Source organism: Kitasatospora sp. NBC_01246 (genome assembly GCF_036226505.1).
Lineage (GTDB): Bacteria > Actinomycetota > Actinomycetes > Streptomycetales > Streptomycetaceae > Kitasatospora.
On record NZ_CP108485.1, the window covers coordinates 14,854 to 39,480 of the forward strand.

The window sequence follows — 24,627 nt, forward strand, 5'->3', positions numbered from 1 at the left end:
GGCCTTGGACGGGAGGCCGGGCCCCACTCGACGTAGGCGCAGCGGGAGAGGAAACGAGCGGGGTGGGTGTGGACGACGAGTCCGCTGGACGGTTGCCGGTAGTGGCCGCCGGCGAGCAGTTGCGGATGACCGCCCAGGAGGCGCGGCAGCGTATCGCCGCGGACCTACGCCGCTGGGGCGCCCCGACACTCCTCCAACCCTCGACCGACCGCCTGGCCGAGGCCTGCGCCGCGCTGGCGCTCACCGGCCTGCACCTCGGCCTGCCCCCGGACGCGGTCACCTTCCTGCACGAGTGCAGGGACTGGCTCGACACCGCGGCGGACCTGGAACTGGCCGGCGCCGATCCCGACCAGCCGCTGAAGGCGCTGCACCGTGTCTGCGGGGCGCTGCGCGCGAGCACCGCCCTGCTGGAAGGGCGGCGATGAGTTCCGCTGGCCGGGTTCCGATCCCCGAGCCGGCGGGCCGCACCGGAGGGCGGCGCGACACCCTGCCGCCGCGGGTGCGGCGAGCGGCGACCGGTACGCGCTCTGGGGAGAGTGCTGGGCGTGCTGGTCGTGCCCTGCCTCGGGCCGCCCGGCCCGAGGCAGGGGTTGCTCCGGGGGCTGCTCCGTGGCCCTCGCAGTTCCTGGCACCCGCACCCCGGGATCATCCGGTCGCCTCGACCTGGCCCAGCCTGTTCACCGTCCTCCCGGTGACCGGTGACCCCAGGCCCCCGATCCCCGACGACCATCGGCCCCGGCGGGACCGCCCCCGCGCGCGGACCCAGTTCCGGCCCTGACCGGCCGATCGGCGCGGCCTCCGGCCACGCCCCGACCTCGACCTTCGGAGCCCACCCATGCTCTCCGTTCCACCCGCGGTGACCGGCCACCCCTGCCCCGCCTGCGGCAAGCCGGCCAGCCTGCGCCACGACCTGCACCACCTGCTCACCCGCATCGCCGTCGGCCTGACCAACCGGCGGATCGCCGCCGCCACCGGCCGCACGGAGTCCGAGGTCATCCGGTGGACCAGCACGCTCTACCAGGAGCTGCCCGCCCGAAGCCGGATCCAGGCCGTCGACGTCGCCTTCCGCGCCGGCCTGCTGCCCCTGAGCGCCGACGCCCGCCAGCCAGAGCAGGGCTTCGCGCCCACCACCCTGCTCGTCGCCACCCAGCGCGCCCACGGCCTGCGCCTGGAGGAGATCGCGCTGCGCAACGGCCTCACGCTCGGCACGGTCAAGACCCACACGGACCGGCTCCACAAGCAGCTGGGCGTCGGCAACGGGGCCCGCGCCGTCTACGTCCTGCACTCCCTGAACGCCCTGCCCCGCCCGCACCCCTGCCCGTGCACCACCACCGGGCACCCGGACCACGGGCCCGGACCCTCCCGGCCCACTCCTGACTCCGTGGAGACCCTCTGATGTCCTCCCTCCTGCCGAAGGCCGGCCGACGCTGCCCGCGGTGCGGCGCCGCCCCCGTCCTCGAAACCCCGGGCCACCGCGTGCTCGGCCTCCAGGCGCATGGCCTGACGCACCGGGCGATCGCCGGCCGTCTCGGGTGGTCGAGCGACACGGTCGGCGCGCTGGCCGGCCAGGCCCGCCAGCAGCTCGGCGCGGCGACGGCCGTGCAGGCGGTCGACATCGCCTGCCGCACCGGCCTGCTCGTCCCGCCGCCCGGCGACCCCCTCGTGGCGGCGCGGGTCACCGGCGGTCAGCTGACCGCGTTCGAGCCCATCACCCGCGGCCTCAGCCACCAGGAGTGCGCGAAGGTCCTCAGGGTCGGCACGGCGACCGTGGGCAGCCACCTGCGCCTCCTCTACCACCGGATCGGGGCCCGCACCGCCGCCCACGCCGCCTACCTGCTGCACGGCCTCCGGCGCCTGCCCTCCGGCCACCCCTGCCGCTGCCCGGGCCGCGGCACCGTCGACGCACCGGCCGTGACGGCGCCGGCCATCAGGCTCGCGCCGGTCGGCCGGTGAACGCCCTGCCCGCGATGCCCGGGCCAGGCCCGCGCCACGTCCCGCGCCCGGGGGCCGGCGGGCGGGGGTCAGGCGGTGGCCAGGACCGTGCCGGCGCGGTGCAGGAAGTCCGCGACCTGGTCCTGGCCGCGCCAGGGGCGCAGCGCGGTGGTGACGTCGCGCAGGTAGGCGTGGGCGCGGGCGGAGCGGACCGGTCCGAGGATCGCCGTGGCGCGTTCGCCGGCGGCCAGCGCGGAGGGGAGGTCGTTGTTCTGCAGGTGGGCGACGGCCAGGACGGTGCAGCGGATGCCGGTGGCGCGGGCGAAGTCGCTTGCGGACATCGGTCCGGCCTGGTGGCCCCAGCGCAGGGCGGCCTGCGGCTGCCCGAGGTCCTTGTGGATCTCGGCGGCGTCGGTGCTGATCCGCTGGTGGGTGAGGTAGGCGAGGTGGGCCGGGTCGCGGGTGCCCGGGTGGATGGAGTCCAGCAGGTTCTCGCACACGGCCAGCGCCCGTCCGGCGGCCCGGCCGTCGCCCGCCCGGCCGTGCGCGCGGGCCTCCGCGAGCTTGATGAAGGCCAGCACCCGGGGCGCGGCCGCGTGCTGGGCCTGCTCGTAGGCACCCTGGGCCATGTCGATCGCCTCCTCGGGGTAGCCGCGCAGCATCGCCTGCAGACTCATCGTCGCCAGGGTGTACGCCCCGGCCTCCCGGTCACCGGCCGCGCGCGCCAGGCGCAGCGACTGGACGAAGTCGCGCTGCGCCGGGCCGTGGTCGCCCATGTCGAACGAGGACCAGGCGGAGACGCGGGCGAGTTCGGACACGGCCGTGAGCAGCTCACGGCCGAGCTGCTCCGTGAAGTGTCCCTGGAGCAGCGGCACGGCACGCTCGCGCAGCAGGCGCGTGACGGCCGGTGCCTTGGCGTGGCCGCCACCGAACCGCGAGTCCCAGCGCCGTGCCTCCTCGGAGGCCTCCCACAGCTGGTCCAGGTCGGTCCGTCCGACGCGGCGCCCGCGCGGGTCGGGGGTGACGGGGACGGCGTCGGCGGGCGTGCCGAGCCAGCGCAGGGTGGGCACCGTGTACGCGCCGATCGCGAAGGAGCCGTGGAGGAGGGAGCGTCGGTTGATCATGGGGGTGCTCCAGTGCTGGATGGCGCCGCGCAGGGCGGTATCGGGATCGCGGGGGAAATCCAACCCGACGTCGGGGCCCGCCTCACGCGCCTCGCCCATGCCGATCTCCGCCAGGGTGACCGGCCGCCCGAGGCGTTCTCCCAGCGCAACGGCCACGCACGCCGGCGCCGGGTCGCGCGGAACCATCCCCTTGGCCGTCCACCGGGATACGCCCGTATGGGTGTAGGCGGTCGTGACACCGCGCTCGGCGGCCAGCTCGTTGACCCGCCGGGCGAGCCACTTATGGCTGACGCCGCAGGCCTCGATGAGCGCGGCCAGGTCCGTGTTCGGGCCCTTGGCCCGGGTGGTCGCCACCACGGGATCCCCCTGTTCGTCCGGGCCCGGCCCCGACGTGCGCGGGCCGGTGCTCCGAGCGTAGAACGCCCCACCACCGCCCGGAGCCGGTTCGTGTTGTGTGCCCCCCTTGTGTGCCTCCCCGCAGGAGCGCCGCGGGTGTTCCCTGGACACCCACCCACCAACGGCCCAACCGAAGTGGAGCAACTCACATGCAATCAGCCATATATGACGATTCGTAGGGTCGGCTCACGGGCCCGTAGGATTCGGCCCCATGAGCCAGAAGAAACTCCTTGTCACCGGGGGCGCCGGCTTCATCGGCGCGAACTTCGTCCGCTACACCCGCGAGCACCGCCCCGAATACCGCGTCCAGGTCCTGGACGCGCTGACCTACGCCGGGAACAAGGACAACCTCGCCGGCCTCGACGTCGACCTGGTCGTCGGCGACATCTGCGACCGCGACCTCGTCGACCGCCTCATCGCCGACTCCGACGTCGTCGCCCACTTCGCCGCCGAGTCCCACGTCGACAACTCCCTGCACGACCCCGAGCCGTTCGTCCGCACCAACGTCCACGGCACCTTCACCCTCCTGGAAGCCGTCCGCCGACACGGCAAGCGCCTCCACCACATCTCCACCGACGAGGTCTTCGGCGACCTGCCCGTCGACAGCACCGACCTGTTCACCGAGGACAGCCCCCACAACCCCTCCAGCCCCTACTCCGCCACCAAGTCCGGCTCCGACATGCTCGTCCGCGCCTGGGCCCGCTCCTACGGCGTCCAGGCCACCATCTCCAACTGCGCCAACAACTACGGCCCCTACCAGCACCCCGAGAAGTTCATCCCCCGCCAGGTCACCAACCTGATCACCGGCACCCGCCCCCGCCTGTACGGCGACGGCACCAACGTCCGCGAGTGGACCCACGTCGACGACCACAACGCCGGCGTCCACACGATCATCGACCACGGCACCCCCGGCGAGACCTACCTCATCGGCTCCGCCGACGAGCGCAGCAACCTCGAGATCGTCCAGCTCATCCTCGAACTCCTCGGGCACGACACCACGGCCTACGACCACGTCGCCGACCGCCCCGGCCACGACCTGCGCTACGCCAACGACAGCACCAAGCTGCGCGCCCTCGGCTGGCAGCCCCGCTACAGCGACTTCCGCCAAGGCCTCGCCGACACCATCGCCTGGTACCAGAACAACCAGCCCTGGTGGCAGGCCCAGAAGACCACCACCGAAACCAAATACACCGAGATCGGGCGCTGACCCCCCACGCACGGGGCCGGCCCCCGAGAAGGAGTCAGCCCCGTGCGCCGCACCCTCATCGTCGGAGCCGGCATCGCCGGCCTGCTCACCGCCCTGCGCCTGGCCCACGCCGGCCACAACGTCACCGTGCTGGACGCCGAACGCATCGGCTCGGGCGCCACCTGCGCCAACCACGGCATGATCCACTCCGGCGCCCTGTACGCCCGCCAGTCCCCGCACATCGTCAACGCCTGCCGCCAGGCGGGCACCTTCTACGCCCTCCTCGCGCCCGACGCCGAGGTCCCGGCCTCCGACGCCGTCTACGTCCTCGACCCCGCCGACGAGCACGCCTTCCGCAGCGCCCTGGACACCCACCAGCTGCCCCACCACAGCGTCAAGCCCACCGACGTCCAGCACCTGCGCCTCGACGCGGTAACCGGCCAGCACCTCATCGCCACCACCGAACGCGCCATCTCCTCCCGGCGCCTGCTGACCGCCATCACCGCCCAGTGCCTCGCCGCCGGAGTGCGGTTCGTCCTCGGCACCGCCGCCCACAGCATCGTCCTCGACGGCAACCGGGCCGCCGCCGTACGCACCGGCACCGGCGACAGCCTGGAGGCCGACCACATCGTCCTCGCCGCAGGCCTCGGAACCACCCGCCTCCTCGCCGCCCTGGACTCCAAGCACACCCGGGACCTGCGCTCACGCCTGGACATGATGATGCACCTGCCCGGCAGTCTCACCCAGGGCATCATCTTCACCAACCAGTCCGGGCCCGTCGTGATGCCCACCCACGGCGCCGTCCTCGCCTCCCTCTACGGCGGCATCCAGCCCCAGATCACCGGCTGCCGCCGCTTCCCCGTCACCCTGGAACGCACCCAGCTGCTCATCCACCAGCTCGGCCGGCTCCTGGAACCCGGCGCCGTCGACCTCCCCTCGGCCACCGCCTACACCGTCGGCAAGACCGACTACGTCGCCACCCACCAGGCACTCGCGGGCCGATTCAACCCGGGCTGGCACATCATCGACCACACCGAGCACGACGGCATCACCGGCCTGCACACCATCTGCACCGGCAAAATGACCCTCGCCGGCCACGCCTCCGCCGCATGTGCCCAGCAGATCCTCGGCCACCCCGTCGACCTCCTCATCCGCCCGCGTCCCGCCGTCGACGTCCCCACCGGCCTGGTCGCCGTCGAGCCCTGGGCCCCCGCCCTGGCCGCCTGAACCCGAAGGGAACAACCCCCGTGATCCCCCCGTTCCGCATCGAGTTCACCACCGCCCAGAAGGCCGCGTTCCTCACCGCCGCGGCCGCCATCCTCGACAGCGGCCGGCTCACCCTCGGCCCGCACACCACCCAACTGGAGCAGCTGTTCGCGGCCACGACCGGCACCCGCCACGCCGTCGCCGTCTCCTCCGGCACCACCGCCCTCGAGATCGCGTTGCGCGCCCTCGGCCTCAACGACGGCGACGTCCTCGTCCCCGCGAACACCAACTACGCCACCGCCGAAGCCGTGATCCGCGCCGGCGCGCGTCCCGTCCTCTACGACGCCGCGCTCACCGCCACCGCCGACGCCATCGACGCCGCCCGCACCCGAGCCACCCGCGCCGTGATCCTCGTCCACATCGGCGGCCACATCACCCCCGAACTCGACAAGATCACGGACTACTGCGACACCCACAACCTCCTCGTCGTCGAAGACGCCGCCCACGCCCACGGCTCCGCCACCGCCGACCACCCCGCCGGCACCATCGGCGCGGCCGCCGCGTTCTCGACGTTCGCCACCAAGGCCGTCACCACCGGCGAAGGCGGCCTCATCACCACCAACGACCCCACCATCGCCGACCGCGCCCGCCACTACCGCGACCAGGGCAAGGACTCGACCGGCCGCAACACCCTCTTCGGCAGCGCCTGGCGGATGCCCGAACTCTCCGCAGCCCTCGGCCTCGTCCAGCTCACCACCGCACCGAACCCCATGGAGCGCGGCCACGACCTCCTGCGCGCCTACGCTCAGCGGATCAGCAACCCCCACGTCGCCGTCCCCTTCGAACCCAGGCACCGCTACAGCGGCCACAAGGCGATCATCCAGCTGGCCAACCGCGCCCAGCGCGAAGACCTGCGTGCCCACCTCGAAGCCGCCGGTATCACCCCCGCGCGCGGTGTCTACGAACACCCGCTCCACCACCAGCCCGCGCTCGCACTGACCGGCAGCTACCCGCTTGCGGACCGCTTCGCCGACGCGCACCTCTGCCTCCCCCTGTGGCCCGGGCTCGCCCCCGACCAGCAGCAACACGTGATCAACACCGTCAACGCCTGGACACCACGACAGGAGTGAGCGACACCCGGGGGGCGGCCGAACGGCGGGCGCTCCCCGGCTCAGCTGGCCCTGAGTCGTGCATTTCTCCATTCCAGGGAGGTATACCGGGCCCGTTATTATCGTGACACCAGAATCGGACACACCTCCTCGCCGAGAGTGGCGAGGGCCTAAGGGGCACTCGTGAAGGAACAAGAGCAGGTCAACGCCCCCTCGGTCCGTGACCTCACGGACGCCTACCAAGTTCTCCTCGGCAAGCCGGACCTGACGCGGGAGAACGCCCGCAAGTACGGCGCGGTCGTGCACGAGGTGGAGCAGGCCGTCCGGGAGGGCGTCCTGCCGAGCCGCGGCCCGTTGACAGCCGAGGCCCTCGACGCCTTCCTCGCGGCCGCCGAGGACGGCCTCTACCGCTCGGCGGCCTCCGGCAGCGGGCAGACCGCCCAGGCGACCAACCGGGGCCGGGTCGGCTGCCTGAACGCCCTCTCCGCGCTCGCCGAACGGCCCCTGAACCTGGCCCACCGCACTCCGGCGCCCGGCCTGAAGCCGGGGATCACCACCCGCCAGGCCGGCGTGCTGCGCCGCTACATCAACACCCACAACGCGCTGGAGGGCCTGGACAGGGACCACCGGCGGATCCTGCTGGCCATCGGCCTGGTGCTCGACACCCGGGCCCGCTCCGGCGAGCTCGCCGCGATGCTCACCAGCGACCTGGCCGTCGAACCCCGGCCCCGGCGGCGGCCGCCGCACGTGATGACCGTCCCGCTCCGCCTGAACCCGCAACGTCGTCCAGACCCCGCCCGGATCCTCACCGAGCCCATCGAGCTGCACCCCTCGACCAGGGCCTCGCTGGAACGCTGGCTGCCCATCCGCGAACTCCTGGTCGGCGAGCTGCGCACCTGGCACCGGCAACACCCGGACCAGGACGTGGATCCGCACCACGACGCCCTGTTCGTCTCCCTGCAGCCGAACCACACCGGAGGTCAGCCCTCGGTCGAGGGCGGGACACCTCTGCGTCCGGCCGGCATGCCGCTCCAGGCCCAGGGGCTGCGGCGCGCACTTGACCGAGCAGCGGAACGGCTCAACGCCGAACGCCGCTACCGGGGCCAGCCCCTGCCCACCATGGAACAGCTACGGCGAATCGTGGAGGCCTGAACCTCCGCCCGCTACACGGCATTCCGCCGATTTCTGCACGGCCCGCCCCGAACGGCCCCTACGCTGGATCAGCTACACGACCGACTCGAAGGACCGCGATGGACGAGAACAACCAGCCCCAACTCACCGGCCCGCAGATGGCAGTGCTCGGCACCCTTTTGGCGTGCAGCGCCGCAGCCTTCTTCGCCGCGCTGCTCGGAGATTCCGAGCGCTCCGCTCGCGGCTTCAGGTTGCTGAACATGTTGCACAACCGCGGCGAGGCCGAGGTCCTGCCCGCAGAGGTCGACCGGTAACGCTCACACGTCCCTCCGAGCCGTCACGCCCTGGTGGGGGCCTGGTGCCGCTGCCACCCCCTACGCTGGGACAGCTCGTCGCCGACCAGGGAGGCCGTAGGCAGTGGGCCCCACCGTACGCGCGCTCTGCACGGCCTGCCGGGATCGCCCAACCGTCGCGAAGGGCCTGTGCATGCGCTGCTACAAGCGTGCCCGGGCCGGCCGCCCACCCGTCGACAAGGAACTGGACCGCTACGCCCAGCCCGACGGCCACGGCCAGTACGGGATCCTCGACGACGACGGGCAGACCGTCCTGTGCCACGAGTGCGGCAGGCGCTACCGCTCGTTGGGAGCCCACGTATTCCGCGCGCACGGGACGACCGCGGACGAGTACAAGGCCGCGCACGGCCTGGCCCGCAGTCGAGGCCTCGCCTCGTCCGCACTGCGTGAGGCGCTCGCCGCTCGCAGTGCGCAGCAGGTCGGCACGCCGGCCTGGAAACGGTTCGAGGCTGCCCGCGACCCCCAGGCGGCCGCCGACGCACGGACATTCCCACCGAGTCCCGCCGAGGCCCGCCGCGCCCAGGTGGAGACCGCGACCCTTAACAGCCGCAGGGCCCGCAGGCCCGTGGTGCGCACCTGCCCCGAGTGCGGAGTCCAGTGGTGTCCCCTGCCCGGCGGCTACACCCGGACCACCTGCCGTGCCCCGGAGTGCGTGCGGGCCCACGCGGCCGAGGCGACCCGAGCGCGCGCCCGACGCCAGGAAGAGGCGATCCGCCCGCTGACCGACGACGAGCGGGAGAGCCTGCGGCGCCTGACCGGCTCAGACCTGATGGCCCTGGTCCGCCGACTCCTCGACGAGGGGATGCGGCAACGAACCCTCGCCGGCGCCGCCGGGATCAGCGAAGCCGGTCTGTCCCGGTTCCTGAGCGGTCACCGCGTTCCCGGCACCGACCGGTCACGCCCGGCCCCGACCGCCACGATCTGACCTGCCGTTCTCAGGCCTTCGGTTGGCTCAGACCAGGACCAGCGAGGTGCCGGCCTTCCCGATCCTCGATGACGACCGGCGGGCAGGTCACGGTGTCGTGGCGGTAGGTGTCCAGCATGCTGGCCATTCTGCCCGAGGCCGATAGCCGGCGAAGAGCCGACCGCTTCCCACGTGGGCGAATGTCTTCACCGGACATCCCGCCGGAAGGACCGAACCGTCACGTCACGGCAGGACCGGCACCGGGCATGAGCCGGGCGAGCTGCTCGCGCATCTCGGTCGCGGCCTGCACCGCGGCGACGACCTGCCCGCCGGCCTCCATCAGCTGTGAACGGGCCTCGGCAAGCTGGCGCTGTGCCTCGACCAGCTGGCGCTGGGTCTCCGTGAGCTGCCGCTGCGCCTCGGCAAGCTGGCGTTGAGTCTGGGCGAGCTGGCGCTGCGCCTCGGCGAGCTGCTCATTCAGGCGGCGCCGTTCCTCTCCGAGGTGAGCAGACTCGGTGAGCGACGCGGCGAGCTGGGACTGCACCTCGGAGAGCTGGCTGCTGAGGCGCCCGCGTTCGGCCTGGAACTCGGCCTGCAGAAGCCGCCGCTCCTCCTGGAGCGAGGCCCGCTCCTCCTGGAGGTCGTCGGTCAGCTTCTGGTATCCGTCCTGCGCGGTGGTCCGGCGCAGGCCGAGGTAGTCGAAGGCCGCTACCGCGACGCCTCCTGCGCCCAACCCGCTGAGCGCGGAGACGATCTCGGCAGCGGTCATCACGGCTGCTCCTCGGCGGTACTGGAAGGGATGGTGGAAGCGCCCGCGTTACTGGCCGGTGCGGGAAGTGGCGCGCTCGATCGACTGCGCTACCCCGGCCGGCTTGAACAGCGTGCTGTAGGCCGTGGTCGACACCAGCACGGCCAGCAGCGCCATGGAGACGACGCTGCGCCCGGTGAACGAGTCGTCGAAGTAGGCGCCGCCGATACCGACGGTGGCGGCAATCGCGGCGGCCGTGGCGGTGCGGGCCGGCTTGGGCCAGGTGGGCTGCTGGACGACGGCGATGGCGGCCGGGCTGAAGAATGCGACGATCGCGGTCCACATCTGCGGGTCGGTCAGGTGCATGACTACTGTCTCCTTGGGTCGGTGGGCGGTTCGGTGGTTCGCCGGGGTCCGGCCGCCGTCGGGTGCGGCCGGACCCCGGGTTGGTCAGAGCTGGTCGATGACGGACCAGGAGCGGGCGCCGACCAGGCCGTCGTGCTCGCTCTCGCCTGCGTCCCAGGTCTCGGGGTGCGAGCGCAGCGCGTACTGGACCAGAGCGCGGGTCTCCGGGCCGTAGTAGCCCGTCGCCCCGTTGGGGTTCAGCCGCGCCGCCGCGTCCGGGCCGACTGCGTTGCGCAGGCGCAGCTGCAGCCGGGTGATGGCGTCGTTCGTGTAGCCGTAGCGCACGGGCGGCGAGCCGGGCCAGGCGCCGAGGGTGCCGGCCACTCCGTACGGGGCGGGGATGTTCTGTCCCTGGCCGGTGACGAGGTAGAGCCAGGTGGTGGGGCCGGGCAGGCCGTCCGCGTCCGAGCCGGACCACCCCTGAGCCCTCTGGAAAGCCTCGGTGGCCGACCGGTCGGCGTCCGACCAGGCCGGGCCCGGTCCCTCGCTGTAGAAGCGGGCGCCGCCGCGGCGGACGAGCATCTGGCCGAGCCGGGTGACGCTCCAGTTGTTGGCTCCGGGGCCGAACTGGTCGGCGCCAGGGTAGGCGTCCGGGTCCACCGGCTGCTGCGGCTGGGGCTGCGGCTCCGGCGCGGGTTCGGGGATGTTCTGTCCCTGGCCGGTGACGAGGTAGAGCCAGGTGGTGGGGCCGGGCAGGCCGTCCGCGTCCGAGCCGGACCACCCCTGAGCCTCCTGGAAGGCCCGGCAGGCGTTGCGGTCCGCCTCGCCCCACTGCGGGCTGGGGCCTTCGCTGTAGAAGCGGCCGCCGCCGCGCGCCACCAGGAGCTCGCCGAGGCGGGTGACGAAGGCGTTGTCGGCTCCGGGGCCGAACTTGTCGGCGCCCGGGTAGGCGTTCGGGTCGGCCGGCTGCTGCGGGTCGGTGCCCGGACTGCCGTGGCCGCCCGGCACCTTGGCGGTGTCGATCGCACCCGGATCCCAGTGGTCGTTGCCCGGGACGTGGCAGTGCCCGTAGTGGCCGCCCTTGCTCTGCCAGATGTCCCGGGAGCGGTTGGACGGCGCGGACGGGGAGGCCGCGGGCGGCCCGGCCGGCCAGGAGTCGGGGACGCCGTGCGCCCGGGCGGCCGCGATCAGCCGCTGGTAGTTCGGCTTGCTGCTCGGGTCGAACCCGTTGGTCCAGGGCGAGCCCGCGCGCGCGACGACCTCGACCTGGATGTTGACGGAGCCCTCGCGGTTCGTACGCCGGGTGCCGTCGTTGCGCAGCGCGCGGCCGGACTGGGTGAGCGGTCCGAACTGCCCGAGCCGGTCCGAGACGGGGTCGTAGAGGACCTGAGGTTCCACACCGGCGGAGCGCAGGTAGGAGCCCATGGACGCGAAGTAATTGGCGCCGCTCGGGCACTCGGTGGTGTGCCAGGTGAAGCGGGGGCCGGCCTCGGGGTGGTCCATCGCCCCGCCGATCGCCTGGCCGCCGAGCCGCTCGGCGCCGTCGATGTACGCGGGCCCGGAGAGCTTGCGCGGCTGGCGCCGGGCCGCGGCCGGGCCGGGGTCGGGCTCACGCACCTCGTACGGGGCGGCGTCGACCGGCACGTAGTAGTCCAGGTCGCCGTCCTCGCGCAGCACGTAGAACGCGCCGGACAGGCGTGGGTGGTCCCTCAGGACGCGCGGAACTTCGTCGAGCGCGGCGAGCGCGCGGACCTGGTCGACGTGGTCCTGGTCGACGACTCCGCAGTAGGTCTCGGACTCGTCGGGGTGCAGGATCGCGGCGTGGAACTCGGACACGGTGTGTTCCCCCTTCGCGGGAGTGAGGGCAGGGAAGAGTGCGGGCGGCGCCGGCCGGACTTTCAGGCCGTGACGGGGCGGAACGCGATGGCGTCGATCTCGCGGCGCAGCTCGGCGTAGATCGACAGGGGGAGCAGGAAGTCGCCGTCGAGGCCCCAGGACGCGCCCCAGGAGTTGCGCACGCGCAGCACGGTGCGGTCCAGGTCGGGCAGCACGGGCGTGGGCCCGCGGTTGGGGAGGCGGTCGGTCCAGGCGATCTGCTCGATGCCGATGACGCACACCTCGTGGCCGCCGGCGATGCCGGAGCGCCGCCAGTCCGGCAGGTCGGCGAGGTTGCCGTTCGTCGGCGGCTCGAAGAAGGCGTTGTACCAGGGCATGCCGATCAGGGCCGGACCGCCGCGGAGCATGTCGAGCAGGCCGAGGGAGTTGGTGGCGTGGTGGTAGGAGCCGATGAGGCCGCGGGCGTGGACGGCGCGGGCGACTCCGAGGCCGGAGGAGCCGCAGTCGTCCTCGGGCCACTGGCGGGCCAGCCACTCGTCCTGGCGGGTGGCTTCCGAGTACAGGCTGATCGCCCACTCCTGCGCCGCGACCGCGTCCGTGATGTCGAGGCCGGCGGCCGCGCACTGGTCCTCGGTCAGCAGGACGGACAGCGCGGCGGTGGCGGCGTTGGCGGTGCAGCTGCCGAGTGCGTCGACGTCCTCGGGGGTGGGGGCCAGCAGGCTGGTGCGGATGCCCTGCTGGAAGAGGTGCTGCTGATCGAGCACCGGGATCTTCGGCTGCCAGTGCACGGTGCCGGCCCGGACGTTGGTACCGGGGTGACGGTAGGACAGCGAGCGGGCGTCCAGCACCTGGTGGCGCCCGAGTGCGGGATGGTGCTCGTACAGGCGCGCGGATACGCCGTGGGTGGTGGTCATGGTGGCCTGCTCTCCCCCGTGCCCGATCGCGGACGTGCTGCGAGTTGGTGGCCCGGGCGAGGCCCGGACGTCCCTCGGGGGATGGAGCGGCCGCATGGCGGCGGCAGACGGAGGGTCGCCTGCGCATGATCAATGATAAGGCGCCTTCGGCGTGGGCCGATTCCCGCGCCGAAGGCGGCGGTTCGTCAGTCGAGATCCCACACGAGGCGGCTGAAGGAGACGAATCCGGCGGTGAGCGGGGCGGAGGAGACCAGCTCGATCCGCCGGTCGGGGTGGATGAAGGCGCTCACGCCGGCGGAGCTGCCGGCCGCCACGGTGAAGGCCTCGGGCACCGGGGGTTCGTAGCCCTCGGGGAGGGTGGCGATTGTGCCGGCGGTGAAGTCGGGGGGCAGGGTGGCGATGCCGCGCAGGGCCGCTGTGCCGTCGGGCTGGCGCTTGACCTGGACGGTGCGGTAGCTGCCCGGGGTGTCGTCGCCGAGGTTGCCGTAGCCGGGTTCGAAGGCCACGGGCGTCCAGCCGTCGGTGGTGGTGATCTTGGATGAGGTGCTGAGCAGGATGTTCGCGCCGGGGCCGACGGTCAGGTCGCCGCCCTGGATCTTGGCGGGGCTGTTGATGAACAGGCCGCTGGCGGTGTCGTAGATCAGCCGGGAGTCGTCGGCCAGCAGGACGGCGAAACCGGTGGGTGTCAGCTCGATGGTGCCGTGCTTGGTCGGGTTGTCGCGGCCGCGGATGTCCAGGAGGATGCCGCCCTCGCGGTCGTCGGTCGCGGCGGTTCCGGTGAGGGTGACGCTCCCGCCCAGGCCACTGCCGGCCGAGGCTTCCAGTGCGAAGGTCGCGCGTCCGGCGAACCCGCGCGGTGCGCGCTCCAGCCGGTCGACGCGCTGCTGCAGGGCCGCGATCTCGAGGCCCAGGTTGTCAGCCAACGGTGCTCCCGTAGGTGAAAGAGCCGCTCGGCTCCAGGTCGATGAGGTAGGTGTCGCTGGCGGGACGAACGGTCCAGCCGGTGATGCGCATCCAGCTGTCCACGTCGGTCCACCGGCCGTGCACCGTGATGCGGACGTCGTCGCCGATCTGCCAGGACAGCGCCGGAGCGGCCGGGTGGTCGCGGACGACGATCTGGTCCACGGTGCCGAGCTGCTGGCGGCCGACCCGCGCGGTGCGGGTGAGGGAATCGAGCAGCCCCTTGTCGGACACGTCGGTTCGGGCAAGCACGCTCTCCAGGCGCAGACGGCCGTCGCGCACGCTGTCGACCGAGCGGACGGCCAGCGTGCCCTCTCCAGCGCCGAGGCCGATCACGGTGTTCGCGTACGCGTCGTAGTCGTACGCGATCCTCGGGTCCTCGACGATGTTGACGCCCGTCGCGAACGAGATGTCGAAGCGACGCCGGCCGAGCCGTGGGTAGGCCAGCGGTACCCGGCGGACCGGGCGGCCGCCGGGACCGACGTCGACGGTGTGGGTGTACTCGGGGTGGTCGGCGGCCTGGACGTGGGTGTCGATGATCTCGCCGAGCCTCTGGGGCGACCACCAGGGGTAGGTGATGGGCTGTTCGGCGGTGCCGACCCGGGCGGGGCTGGACGTCTCGTCGACCAGGACTCCGATGTCGCCGTCGGCGGCCTCCCGGGAGTAGGCCCACACGTCCCGGATGATGCGGCAGGGGTCCGCTCCGACGTAGGGGCCGCGCCCGTTCAGCTCTCCGTGGAGGTCGTAGCGGTGTGTCAGGTAGCTGGGCCAGCCCGCACCCTCCACCCTGAAGACCTCTCCCTCCGGTTCGGCGCGCCACAGCAGGTAGCCGTCGTGGATCTGACCGGCCCGTTCGGCGTAGACCACGGTCGGCCCGTTCTGCAGCAACTCGGGCTGGGCCCGGACGAACCGCGGGGCCAGCTGCGCCCTGAGCGCGCCCGGGCCGCAGAGCTGCGGCCCGAACTCGACGTCCTGTAGCGGCAGCGCCGGGTGGAGAACCTGGTCCGTGAGGACGTCGGCGAGGATGTAGCGCCACAGCGCGCCGGGCGAGTTCACAGCAGGCCCTCCACCCACTCCACATCCAGGATGACGCTGGTTGCGGAGTTCGTGTCGACCGCGCCCGGGTCCGGGTACACCGCGGTCTGGAGCCTGAGGGGCTGGGTGGTACCGCGGATCTCCTCCGGTACGGGCAGGACGTCGACGATGACGTGCTGGGCGCGGCGGAAACCGGTTCCGCCGTCGTCGTCGATCTGGGCGCTCACGCCGACCATGGCGCCGAGGGAGTGCCTCATGTCCGCGAACACGTTGCCGCCGGACAGCCGCAGGCCGGCCAGCGTGGTGACCAGGTTGACCGAGGTGGCCCACCGGGGCACGGCAAGCTGCCACTGGGCGTTGTTCGGCCAGTTCTGCCAGACGCCGCCGGTGTCGGAGATCGGGTCGTAGGGGAAGCCCACGAGCGGGAGCAGCCGCCGCTCACGCCGCGGGTTGGCCATCGCCCGGACGTCCCTGACCATGTCGGCGGTGACCGCCGCCGTTCCGGCGGGCAGGTCGATCCGGGCGAGCGCGATGGCGGACATCCCCGGCGGCGGGGTGGTGGCGGTGTTCGCGACGTTGGACACCACGGTGAACTGCACCGTGGGGTCGATCGCCGGGTTGCGGCCGCCGCCGTACTCGGGGTCGAGGACTTCCACGCACACGAGGTCGGACCGCGCACTCGACCCCGTAGAGGCGATGTCGACGTCGTAGGCGCCGATGTTGTACGCGCTGTAATGCCCTTGCCAGGGGCTGGTGCGGCCCTGGACGATGCACGACCCGTCGCCGATCCGTACCCGCGTGCCGGCCACCGGCAGGGCGGTGACCTTCAGGTCGCCTCCGCTGCCGACGCCTTCGTTGCCCCGGGCGAGGTCCCGGATCATCAGCCGCCAGGACTGCGCGGGGTGGATCGCGCCGTTGACGAGCAGCGGGGTCTGGACGAGGGCCATGTCAGGGGCCGTCCTTTCGCAGGGTGCGCCAGGCCGGCCACCAGGTCACGGTGAGCAGCGCGCGGTTGGTTGGGTCGGTGGCGTCGAACTGGAACCGGCTGCGGCCGGGCGGGATCGTGAACTCGTCGATCCGGTCGCCCCAGCGCAGCAGCGCGGCCCGGGACGCGCCGGCGTCGTCGAGGACGGTCCGCCAGCCCGGCCGGGTGTCGATCTCCACCCACTGCCCCTCGAGCAGGGTCAGCGGGGCCAGGCCGATGGTGCGCTTGCTCTCGACGTGGGTGACGACGGGGTTCACGCACGGGCCGTCGATCCGGATGATGGGCCAGGTCGCCGCGGTACCCGGGTTGGTCACGGTGCCCGGCGGCATGCCGGTGGGCACCGCGCCCACGACGACCGGCGCGACCACGGGCGCCGCGACGCCGCCCGTGCTGATGGTGCCCAGCTTGATCCTGGTCTGCTCGGACTGGTCGCTGTAGTAGAGCGGGTCGGTGGCGAGGAACTCGATGTCGATCGGCAGCCAGCCGTGGACAAGTTGCTCTTGGTCTTCCTCGGCCTTGCGCAGCCGCCCGCGCAGCATGCGGATCGGCCGGCCCGGGTACTTCAGGCGCAGCTCTACCGTCAGCCCCGGCGCGAGGCGCACCCCGTCCGGGTCCGCGTGCTCCTGGAGCTCGGCGAGGATGTCCAGCGCGGCGGCCGCGTCGCCGGGGCAGCGCACCGCGCAGTCGATCCGGATCAGGCGGCCGCCGTACTGGTCGGCGCCCGCCCAGAGGCCGTCTTCCCGGGCCGGTTCGACGTCGTTGTTCCGCTTCTCGGGCAGGCCGATGCCCTGGATCGCGCGGATCACCACGGCGGTGCCGGCTCCGATCCGGACGCCGGCCAGGTCGTGCTCCCAGTCCAGCAGGTTCATCGGCGCCGTACTCCTCCGCGCTGGGCCCGGCGCACCTGGTAGGCGATCGCCGAGCTGATCTGCTGGTCGGTGGCGCCGGGGCGCTCGATGTTGATGGTCTGCTGGCCGATCAGCGGCTGTCCTTCGCCCTGGTCGCGGACGACGACGACGGTGGTGGCCGCCGAGGGGCGGGCCTGGACGAGCTTGGCGGCGAGCGGCGCGGGGATCTGCGGCAGTCCCGAGCGGGCGGCCGCGTAGGAGCGGACGCCGGCCGCGTTGATGCCGCCGTCGGCGAAGGCCTTCGTGCGGGAGCCGAGGCCGTAGACGACCTCGCCGCCGAAGCGGTGGGCGACCTCGTCCAGGATCTTCTCGGACCGGGAGCGCTTCGACAGGGCCATAGGGATGTAGGCCTCGCCGCCGGTCTCGTCCTCCGCCCACACCCGCCACTCGCCCGGCCGGGCTATCTGCGCGATGTGCTGTTCCCCGCGGCCGCCGGCCATCCCGCCGTCGGCGAAGGCGCGCAGGCGCAGCCCCCCGTCGGCGAACGCCGACCGGATGCCGCCGTCGGCCTCGATCGCACGGTTCTCGTACGTCAGCCGCATGCGTGTGCCCGGCGCGGCGACCTCTTCGACGTTGACGTGCACGGTCTTGTCCCGCAGCCCGTTCAGGGCGCCCTGGATCTTGTTGATGTTGCTCTGCGCGTTGTCGGTCTTGGCGGTGACCGTGACGTCGCCGCCCGGCAGCGTCGTGATCTTGAACCCGAGGTCCCGCAGGGCCTGCTGCGCCTCGGCGGTCAGCGCGTGGACGGTGACCGTCTTGTCGTTCGTCTCGCGAATCTGCCGCTGGACCTCCGTCAGGCCGGCGATCGCCGAGCGGGTCTCCGCCGACATGGTGATGGTCTTGTCCGCGATCCCGGCCTGGGTCGTGATCAGCTGCTCGAGGTCCTTGCGGGCCTTGTCGGTCAGCGCGGAGATCTTGACCTCTCGGGTGCCGGGGATCGTCTCGACCGTGAGCCCGAGGGAGCGCAGCATCGTCTGCGCCTGGTCCGACAGCGCTTCGACCTTGATCTCCACTGCCTTCGGCTGGAGCTTGACCTGGGACTGGACCGCGAGCAGATCCGCGAGGGTGGAGTCGACCCCCTCTGTCTTCAGCAGGACGGCTACCTGGTCCGGGATCAGGCCGATCGAGTTGGCGACGGCCTCCGCCTGGTCGCGGGTCAGGCCGTAGGACTGCGCCAGGTCGATCGCCGCACCGCGGCCCTTGGCCATCTGGTCGGCCGCCGACTGGATCGACTTGGTGACGTTGTCGCCGTGCGCCTTCGACAGGCTGTACGCCTGCACGGCGGCCGCCGTGGTGGCGTCGGTGATGGAGTTCAGGCTGTTGTAGAGGTTCTGGCCGTTGCGGGTGGTGGTGCTCACCGCTCCCGAGGTGCCGACGAGGGCCGATCCCCAGCCGTCGGTGGCCTCGATGCCGTCCCGGATGGCGTCGTTGCCGGACAGGATCGCCGAGTTCAGGCGTGCCTCGGCGGCCTGCATGCTGACGGTGCCGCCGTTGAGGAGGTCGATCGCCTCCTTCAGCGAGCGGGTGCGCTGGTCGGCGTCGCTGGTGGTGTCGCTGAGGCCCTTGACGGCCGTCTTCAACTTGTCGAACGCGTTGGTGCCGTCGCCGGCGCCGCGCTGGGCGTCGGCCATCCGCTTGACGTTGTCGATGCTCTCCTGGAGCTCGCCCTTCATCGAGCCGAGGGCGTCGGCGGCCACCTTGGCCTTGAGGCCGGTCTCGGTGTACGACTTCACCGCGCCGCTGGAGGTGGTGATGAACTGGACGTTGGCCTCGGCGGTGGCCTTCAGGCGGTCTTGCAGGCCGCCGAGGGTGGTGCCCTGGCCCAGGTAGGCGTCGGTGAGCTGCCGGGCGGAGACGCCGGCTTTCTCCAGGGTCTTGACCAGGCCGTCCTTGGAGTCCTTGACCTTGGTGTCCATGAGGACCTGAGCCGCCTGCGCGCGGACGTTGTCGTTGATGACGCCGCCGCTCTCCTTGAGCGCGCCGGTCAGGGTCTTGATGCGCTGCTGGTGTTCCTGCGCGGCCTGCGCGGCTTCCTGCTGGCGGCGGGCGAGCAGCGACAGGCCGAGGCCGACTCCCACCATCGCCAGGCCCCACGGGCCGCCCATGAAGCTGACGAGGGAGCGCCCGGCCCCCAGCAGGCCGGTGCCCACGGCGGCACCGGCACCGAGGACGCCGCCGGTGAACCCGCCGACGCGGTCCTGGGCGGTGCGGAACGCGCCGGCCATCTGTCCGATGATCGGCACGCGGGTCTCGAGGACGGCGAACGCTCCGCCGAGCCGGCCGATGCTGACACCGGAGGCCTCCGCGAGGGAGCGCTGCAGTCCGATCTGCTCGTTCAGTCCTCGCCAGGCGCCGGTGACGCGGCCGCTGACGCTGCTGGCGACGCCCTCCATCACCGGGCCCACCCGGCGGGCGAGGAGCATGGCGGCGATCGCGCCCTGGGCCCACCATGGCAGCTCCCCGAGGAGCGTGATGATCCGGCCGATCACCTGCCCGACGGGGACCAGGACACCGGAGACCTGAACCAGGCCCTGCCCGGCGAGGTCCAGGCCGGTGACGAGGATGTCGACGACCCCGATGGTCTGCTCGCCCTCCCGGTTGAACGAGCCGAGCGCGCGCACGATCGGCTCCGCGCCGCGGGCGAGGTTGCGCAGCACGTCCACGACGGTGCGCCCGGCGGTGAACATCGCGTGTAGGCCGGCGGCCGCGACGTCGAACGCCGCGTCCTTCAGCGGCCCGGCCAGGGAACGCAGGTAGCCGCCGACCTCGCCGAGACCAGAGCGGGTCTTCGCGGCGAGGTCGGGACCGTAAAGGGTGGCGAGGTCGTGACCGTAGGAGATGACGCCGCGCAGGGCCGGCGTGCCTTCCGACAGGAGCCGGGTCATGCCCCGGGTCACCCACTCCAGGCCCGGGGACATCTCGGTGTACAGCTCGATCCCGGTCTGCTTGACCTGGGTCTTGAGCTGCGTCATGGCGCCGCTCAAGCCGAGGCCCTTGGCCTCGGCGATCTGCGCGGCCGCGCCGGTCTGACGCACCGCGGCGTTCAACGCATCGAAGCTGTCGAGCCCCTGGTGGGCCAGGGCCATCGCACCGCCGAGCGCGGGCTTGCCGAAGGCGGCGGCCGCCGCCGCGGTGAAGTCCTTCTCGGAGAGGGTGTGGGCGGACTTCTGCAGCTGCTCGATGACGTAGCGCAGGCCCCGGAAGTTCCCCTCGGCGTCCCACGCCTCGATGCCGAGCTCCTTCAGCCCGGCGGCCGCCGCCTTGCTCGGCTTGGCCATGTTCACGAGGATTCCGCGTAGCGCGGTGCCGGCGGTGGAGCCGAGGATGCCGGCCTTGCCCAGCATGCCGACGGCGGCCGCGGCCTCCTCCATGCCGATGCCCAGGGAGTGGGCGACCGGCCCGGCGTACTTCATCGAGTAGTAGATGTCGACGATGTCACCGGACGCGTTGTTCGCGGTGGCGGCGAGGATGTCGGCGGCCCGGCTGGCCTGATCAGCGCCGAGACCGAACTGGTCCATCATGTCGCCGAGGTACTTGGCGGTGTCGGCGGCGTTCAGGTTCGCCGCCGAGGCGAGCTGCACGGACGCCCGGGACGCGTCGATCGCCTGCTCGGTCCGAAAGCCCGCCTTGGCCAGTTCCACCATCGACTCGGCCGCGTCGGCCGATGTCGCGGTCGGCAGCTTCAGGTCGGCCCCGAGCTGCATCGCCGCCATCGAGGCGCGGGTCATCTCCACCCGGTTGGCGCTGGTCACCGCCCCGAAGGTGTTCATCGACTGGCCGTACTCGTTGCCGGCTTCGAGAACGCCGTGCAGGCCCATCGCGAGGGTGCCGCCAGCGAGGATCGCCCCCACCGACACCAGGTGCTGCTTGACCCGGTCCGCCATGGTGCTGACGCGGCCGAGGTGCTCGTCGCCAGCGTCGCCGATGCGGCGCAGCCCGGCCACCGAGGCGTCGGACGCGTTCCCCAGGTCGCGGACCTCCCGGGTGGTGGAGCGCAGCACGCGCACCAGGCCGGAGAGTTCGCTCCGCACGGCTTGGGCGCTGGTGGCGACGCCGCGCTGGGACCGGGCGGCGAGTTCGCCGGAGGAGGCGGTCTCGCGCAGGCGGTTGGCGGCCGCATCGGCGGCCTGCCCGGCTTCGCGCTGGCGGGTGCCGGAGTACTGGGCGTCCTGGCCGAGCGCCCGAAGGTCGCGGCCAGCCTGGCGGGCGTAGTCGCCGGTGAGCCGCTGGAGGCGGCCGGAGTACTGGGCGTCGGTTCCCATCTCGCGGACTCGGCGCCCGGCCCACTGCGACTCGTCGCCCAGGGAACGGACGCCGCGCTGGCCGGTGGCGGTGTCCCGGCCGAGGGCGCGCGCGGACTGCCCAGCCTGCTGGAGGGCGTTGGCCAGGTCCCGGCCGTCGCCCTTCAACCGCAGGAGCAGGTTCCACTCCGCGCCCACCGGGTCTCCCTCGTCAGATCGTCAGGTGTTCTCGCGTTGCCGTCGTTGCTGTTCGCGGCGGGCTTCCATGTCGGCCTGCCAGGCGTGGTACTGGCCGGTAGGGACGAGCCCGACCTTCAGCCCGGCGGCCGCCCGGCCGTCCGGCAGTTCCTCGCGTTTGTGCTCGATCACCTGGCAGCCCGGGCAGCGGGTCGCGGAAGCGGTGTAGGCGTGTCGGTCGCCGCCGGCATCCGGCTGCCACTCCTCGTCACGGGTTCCGCAGTGCGGGCAGACCAGGCGGGCGTACTCGGCGTACGCGACCGCCTTGGCCCGGTCCTGGGGCGTCCACCGGCCGTCGCCGCCGAGGAACTGGGAGTGCGGGATGCCCCAGCGGTCGCACAGCTCCAGCTCGAGCCGCAGCCGGGGATCAGCCCTCAGCCTTTTCCCAGGTCACCCCGGCGCTCGGTCTGCGGCCCGAGGGCGCCGCGGAACAGGTCGGCGCGGTCGGCGGTCCCCCAGGTGGCCATGAACTCCGCGGCCTGCTCCGGGGTGATGCCGTCCACGCTGGCGGCGGCGATCAGCGCCGCCGGGAACGTCTTCGGGTTCCACTCGATCCCGGGGTCCTTCTCAGCCTGCGCCGGCGTGGGCGGGTGCTCCTCGACCAGGTCCTCGAAGGCGGGACCGGGCAGCGCGCGAAAACGCAGGGTCACCGAGACCCGGTCCGCCGCCTGCACCGCGTCGGCAAGGTCAGCGGCGGCGGCATCGGCTGCGGCCCGCTTGGCGTCGTCGTCCGGATGGGCCTCGGCCAGAAGCGCGGTGCGAGCGGCACGGCGTTCGACCTCGTTGAACGCCTCCTTCAGCGCGCTGTCCTCCCACAGCCGCAGCGTGCTCTGCGCCGGCTGGCGGTTGTGAAGGCGCTGCAGCGTGGCGCTCCAGTGCGCATCGGCGGCGACGACGGCGGCCGGCGGCTGCGGCGTGGTGACGGTGGTCTTGGGCATGGTGGTCCTCCGAAGAAGGTGAGGGGCAGGAGGGGCCCGGCCGGGCGGACTCGCGCGTCCCCTCGTGCGCGCGAGGGCGCCCGGCCGGGAGTCGGTGAGGTCCGGTCAGGTAGCGGCGGGCACGGGTGCGCCCTGGACCGGCCGGGAGGTGATGCTGAAATTCACCGTGAACTTGGCGGCCTCGTTGTCGGCGCTGTAGGCGGGCTGAACCGAACCGACACGGACGGGGAAGATGTCCATCGACTTGTTCGTAGGGATATCGCCCTTACGAAAGATGACGATGAACCCCGTGGTGCCCTTCTTCAGGAGCTCCTCCGTAACGTTCGTCGTGGAGTCCTCGTAGAAAGTCAGGCTGCTGTCGGCCGCCTTGTCCGAGCCGGGGATCGTGCCGTCGAACGTGTCGCTCATGTCCGGCACGTCGATGGCCTGGTTCTCCGCCGTCCACCCGTTCACCTCGGCGATGCCAGCGGTCAGGTTGTTGCCGGCCGTGATCTCCACCCGGGTGGGGATCATCGTGAGCGCGGCGATGGTCGGGACGAACAGGAACTGCGAGGTACCCCGGCGGCTGTACTTCTCGACAGGTACGAGCGGGGGAAGTGACATGGTGGGACCCCAAGGTGTCTGGTCAGGGGTCGGCTCTGCTGCTCGGCGGCCAGGCCCCGTTGGGACGGTGAAGGGGGGCCGCGGTGTGTTGGGGCGGCGTCCGCGCTGTGCCGCCGCGGTGCGGGTTGTGCCGGCCGCCTCCGGTGACCGGGGGCAGCGTCCGCGTGTGCCGTCGCGGTACGGGTGCGTGCAGCGCTGAGGCTGCGTCAGGCCGGGCTGGTGAGATCCAGCCGGAACCTGATCATGTAGTCAACGATACCGTCGCCGGGGGCCTGCTCGGTTCCCGCGTCGATGTCGATGCTGCGGCCTCGGCAGGTCACGCCGGGCTGCAGGTCGAGTTGGTGGAGCCACCGGCCGGTCACCCGGTCGCGTTCCAGGACCGCTGCCCGGACGCGGTCGGCCAGCCACTCGGCCTGTTCGGTGGTCTCGGCGACGCACACCGCCTGGTAGAGCGCGGAGGCGTCCTCGGAGCGGTCGGAGAAGGGCGCGCCCTGCACGTCCCACGGCAGCGGGTGAAGTACGCAGTACGGCAGCGCCTCGGGCGCTCCGGCGTCGGTGCGTGGGAGCGCGCCGACGCCGCACGGGCGGCCGGTGGCGGCGGCAAGCAGCGCGGCGAGAGCGCGGGTGACGGGGAGCCGGGCGATCACGGGGCACTCCCTTCGTGGCGCTCGCGGCCGTCCAGGGCGGTGTTCACCCGATCACCCACTCGGCGATCGCTGTGAGCTGGCCGTCGATCTGGCGGCCGAACGCGTCGAGGGCGGGCGCGACGTGCGGGTAGGGCGGCTGGTTGTAGTGGCGGCCCAACCTGTCGGTGCCGGTGAATCCGAACTCCAGGCGGCGGCCCTGCGGTGCTGTGGTGCCGATCAGCGACTCGGCGACGCCGGCCGGGCCCGCGCTGGTGGCCACGCTCCAGGAGTCGCGGTAGCGGCCTGTGATGACGTTCGGGCCGGGCCGGCCGGAGGCGTTCATGCGGATCTGCTGCTGCAGGAGAGTCCCCTGGTGGCGCATCAGTGCGGTGACGGCTGGGCCCACACGGTCCGCCGCCTGCTCGAACGCCGCAGCGAGCATCTCGGGGTCGGTGAAGGTGCGCGCCGTACTCATGGTGCGGCCAGGGTCTTCGGCTGGATCTCGTCGCACCAGGTCATGCGGACGACGACCATGGTGTTGCCGTGGCCGGTGCGGGCTACCCGCCAGTCGCGGTTGAGGAGCGACTGGTCGCCGCCCTGGTGGACGGCCGTCACGGTGACGTAGTCGTCTCGGGCCGGCACCGGGGCCTGGGGCGGGGTGAGCAGCTTGTAGCCGGCCTTGGGGTCGTCGACGTGCTCCAGCAGGTCGGTGGGCAGGACCCGCCCGATCGGCTGGGAGCCGGGGCCGACCATCGCGCCCGGGCCCTCGTAGACCAGGGTGCGCGGCGCGTCGACGAGCTGGCCGGTGCGCTCGTCCAGGACCCGGTCGGCACCGGGCCGCTCGACGCGCACGGTGTCGCCCATCACGAGCTCCTGGACCAGGTTCGCCAGCGGGCTGACGTCGAGCATG

Annotated in this window: 25 protein-coding genes; 9 read left to right on the forward strand and 16 right to left on the reverse strand. The window is 72.6% G+C overall.

All coding sequences use genetic code 11. The annotated features are described in order from the left end of the window. Positions 1-62 precede the first annotated feature (62 nt). The 3 genes from OG618_RS37025 to OG618_RS37035 all read left to right on the forward strand — a co-directional run bounded on the left by OG618_RS37025 (position 63) and on the right by OG618_RS37035 (position 1,953). Entirely contained in the window at positions 63-425 is a 363-nt protein-coding gene (locus tag OG618_RS37025; protein WP_329492503.1) for a hypothetical protein, read from the forward strand. Between the two features lie 410 nt (positions 426-835). Continuing rightward, positions 836-1,396 carry a helix-turn-helix transcriptional regulator gene (locus OG618_RS37030; protein ID WP_329492504.1) on the forward strand — a complete coding sequence of 187 codons (561 nt, stop codon included), beginning with the start codon at positions 836-838 and terminating at the stop codon, positions 1,394-1,396. After that, complete coding sequence (locus OG618_RS37035; RefSeq protein ID WP_329492505.1) at positions 1,396-1,953, forward strand: hypothetical protein; 558 nt, start codon at positions 1,396-1,398, stop codon at positions 1,951-1,953. Before OG618_RS37030 ends, OG618_RS37035 begins: the two co-directional genes overlap by 1 nt. Before the next feature lie 68 nt (positions 1,954-2,021). On the opposite strand, the gene OG618_RS37040 is transcribed toward OG618_RS37035, so the two are convergent. Beyond that, a complete protein-coding gene (locus OG618_RS37040) occupies positions 2,022-3,413 on the reverse strand; it encodes a sporulation protein (protein WP_329492506.1) in 1,392 nt (463 codons plus the stop codon). A gap of 250 nt (positions 3,414-3,663) precedes the next feature. Between OG618_RS37040 and rfbB the strand changes: the two genes are divergently transcribed. From rfbB to OG618_RS37070, 6 genes are all read left to right on the forward strand, one after another. Then, positions 3,664-4,659 (forward strand): dTDP-glucose 4,6-dehydratase, encoded by a 996-nt coding sequence (rfbB, locus tag OG618_RS37045; RefSeq protein WP_329492507.1) that lies wholly within the window; start codon positions 3,664-3,666, stop codon positions 4,657-4,659. Positions 4,660-4,701: 42 nt separating this feature from the next. Beyond that, entirely contained in the window at positions 4,702-5,865 is a 1,164-nt protein-coding gene (locus OG618_RS37050) for an NAD(P)/FAD-dependent oxidoreductase (RefSeq protein WP_329492508.1), read from the forward strand. Positions 5,866-5,885: 20 nt separating this feature from the next. Continuing rightward, positions 5,886-6,974, forward strand: coding sequence for a DegT/DnrJ/EryC1/StrS family aminotransferase (locus OG618_RS37055; protein ID WP_329492509.1), 1,089 nt, complete (start codon positions 5,886-5,888; stop codon positions 6,972-6,974). 162 nt (positions 6,975-7,136) lie between these two features. Then, positions 7,137-8,105 carry a hypothetical protein gene (locus tag OG618_RS37060; RefSeq protein WP_329492510.1) on the forward strand — a complete coding sequence of 323 codons (969 nt, stop codon included), beginning with the start codon at positions 7,137-7,139 and terminating at the stop codon, positions 8,103-8,105. Between the two features lie 98 nt (positions 8,106-8,203). Next, positions 8,204-8,398 carry a hypothetical protein gene (locus OG618_RS37065; protein ID WP_329492511.1) on the forward strand — a complete coding sequence of 65 codons (195 nt, stop codon included), beginning with the start codon at positions 8,204-8,206 and terminating at the stop codon, positions 8,396-8,398. Positions 8,399-8,570: 172 nt separating this feature from the next. Further along, complete coding sequence (locus OG618_RS37070; RefSeq protein ID WP_329492512.1) at positions 8,571-9,362, forward strand: MucR family transcriptional regulator; 792 nt, start codon at positions 8,571-8,573, stop codon at positions 9,360-9,362. A 217-nt stretch (positions 9,363-9,579) separates the two neighbouring features. On the opposite strand, the gene OG618_RS37075 is transcribed toward OG618_RS37070, so the two are convergent. The 15 genes from OG618_RS37075 to OG618_RS37145 form a co-directional block, all read right to left on the reverse strand. After that, positions 9,580-10,110: a hypothetical protein gene (locus OG618_RS37075; protein WP_329492513.1), complete on the reverse strand. Its 531-nt coding sequence runs from the start codon at positions 10,108-10,110 to the stop codon at positions 9,580-9,582. A 48-nt stretch (positions 10,111-10,158) separates the two neighbouring features. Beyond that, entirely contained in the window at positions 10,159-10,455 is a 297-nt protein-coding gene (locus OG618_RS37080; RefSeq protein WP_329492514.1) for a hypothetical protein, read from the reverse strand. Between the two features lie 84 nt (positions 10,456-10,539). Continuing rightward, positions 10,540-12,270: a peptidoglycan-binding protein gene (locus OG618_RS37085; RefSeq protein ID WP_329492515.1), complete on the reverse strand. Its 1,731-nt coding sequence runs from the start codon at positions 12,268-12,270 to the stop codon at positions 10,540-10,542. Between the two features lie 62 nt (positions 12,271-12,332). Next, positions 12,333-13,184 carry a hypothetical protein gene (locus tag OG618_RS37090; RefSeq protein ID WP_329492516.1) on the reverse strand — a complete coding sequence of 284 codons (852 nt, stop codon included), beginning with the start codon at positions 13,182-13,184 and terminating at the stop codon, positions 12,333-12,335. Positions 13,185-13,369: 185 nt separating this feature from the next. Then, on the reverse strand, positions 13,370-14,107 hold the full coding sequence (locus tag OG618_RS37095) for a hypothetical protein (protein ID WP_329492517.1): 738 nt from the start codon (positions 14,105-14,107) through the stop codon (positions 13,370-13,372). Then, positions 14,100-15,200 (reverse strand): hypothetical protein, encoded by a 1,101-nt coding sequence (locus OG618_RS37100; RefSeq protein ID WP_329492518.1) that lies wholly within the window; start codon positions 15,198-15,200, stop codon positions 14,100-14,102. The genes OG618_RS37095 and OG618_RS37100 overlap by 8 nt, the downstream gene beginning before the upstream one ends. Continuing rightward, positions 15,197-16,126, reverse strand: a complete 930-nt coding sequence (locus OG618_RS37105) for a hypothetical protein (RefSeq protein WP_329492519.1) — start codon at positions 16,124-16,126, stop codon at positions 15,197-15,199. The genes OG618_RS37100 and OG618_RS37105 overlap by 4 nt, the downstream gene beginning before the upstream one ends. A gap of 1 nt (position 16,127) precedes the next feature. Beyond that, complete coding sequence (locus OG618_RS37110) at positions 16,128-17,033, reverse strand: hypothetical protein (protein WP_329492520.1); 906 nt, start codon at positions 17,031-17,033, stop codon at positions 16,128-16,130. Continuing rightward, complete coding sequence (locus OG618_RS37115) at positions 17,030-21,511, reverse strand: phage tail tape measure protein (protein ID WP_329492521.1); 4,482 nt, start codon at positions 21,509-21,511, stop codon at positions 17,030-17,032. The genes OG618_RS37110 and OG618_RS37115 overlap by 4 nt, the downstream gene beginning before the upstream one ends. Positions 21,512-21,532: 21 nt before the next feature. Next, entirely contained in the window at positions 21,533-21,682 is a 150-nt protein-coding gene (locus OG618_RS37120; protein WP_329492522.1) for a hypothetical protein, read from the reverse strand. A gap of 242 nt (positions 21,683-21,924) precedes the next feature. After that, positions 21,925-22,488 (reverse strand): hypothetical protein, encoded by a 564-nt coding sequence (locus OG618_RS37125; RefSeq protein WP_329492523.1) that lies wholly within the window; start codon positions 22,486-22,488, stop codon positions 21,925-21,927. A gap of 105 nt (positions 22,489-22,593) precedes the next feature. After that, positions 22,594-23,091, reverse strand: a complete 498-nt coding sequence (locus OG618_RS37130) for a phage tail tube protein (protein ID WP_329492524.1) — start codon at positions 23,089-23,091, stop codon at positions 22,594-22,596. A 206-nt stretch (positions 23,092-23,297) separates the two neighbouring features. Then, entirely contained in the window at positions 23,298-23,738 is a 441-nt protein-coding gene (locus OG618_RS37135) for a hypothetical protein (protein WP_329492525.1), read from the reverse strand. A 43-nt stretch (positions 23,739-23,781) separates the two neighbouring features. Continuing rightward, a complete protein-coding gene (locus OG618_RS37140) occupies positions 23,782-24,192 on the reverse strand; it encodes a hypothetical protein (RefSeq protein ID WP_329492526.1) in 411 nt (136 codons plus the stop codon). Then, the gene (locus tag OG618_RS37145) at positions 24,189-24,626 is read right to left on the reverse strand and encodes a DUF6093 family protein (protein ID WP_329492527.1); all 438 of its coding nucleotides are present in this window, start codon (positions 24,624-24,626) and stop codon (positions 24,189-24,191) included. Before OG618_RS37145 ends, OG618_RS37140 begins: the two co-directional genes overlap by 4 nt. Position 24,627 lies beyond the last annotated feature (1 nt).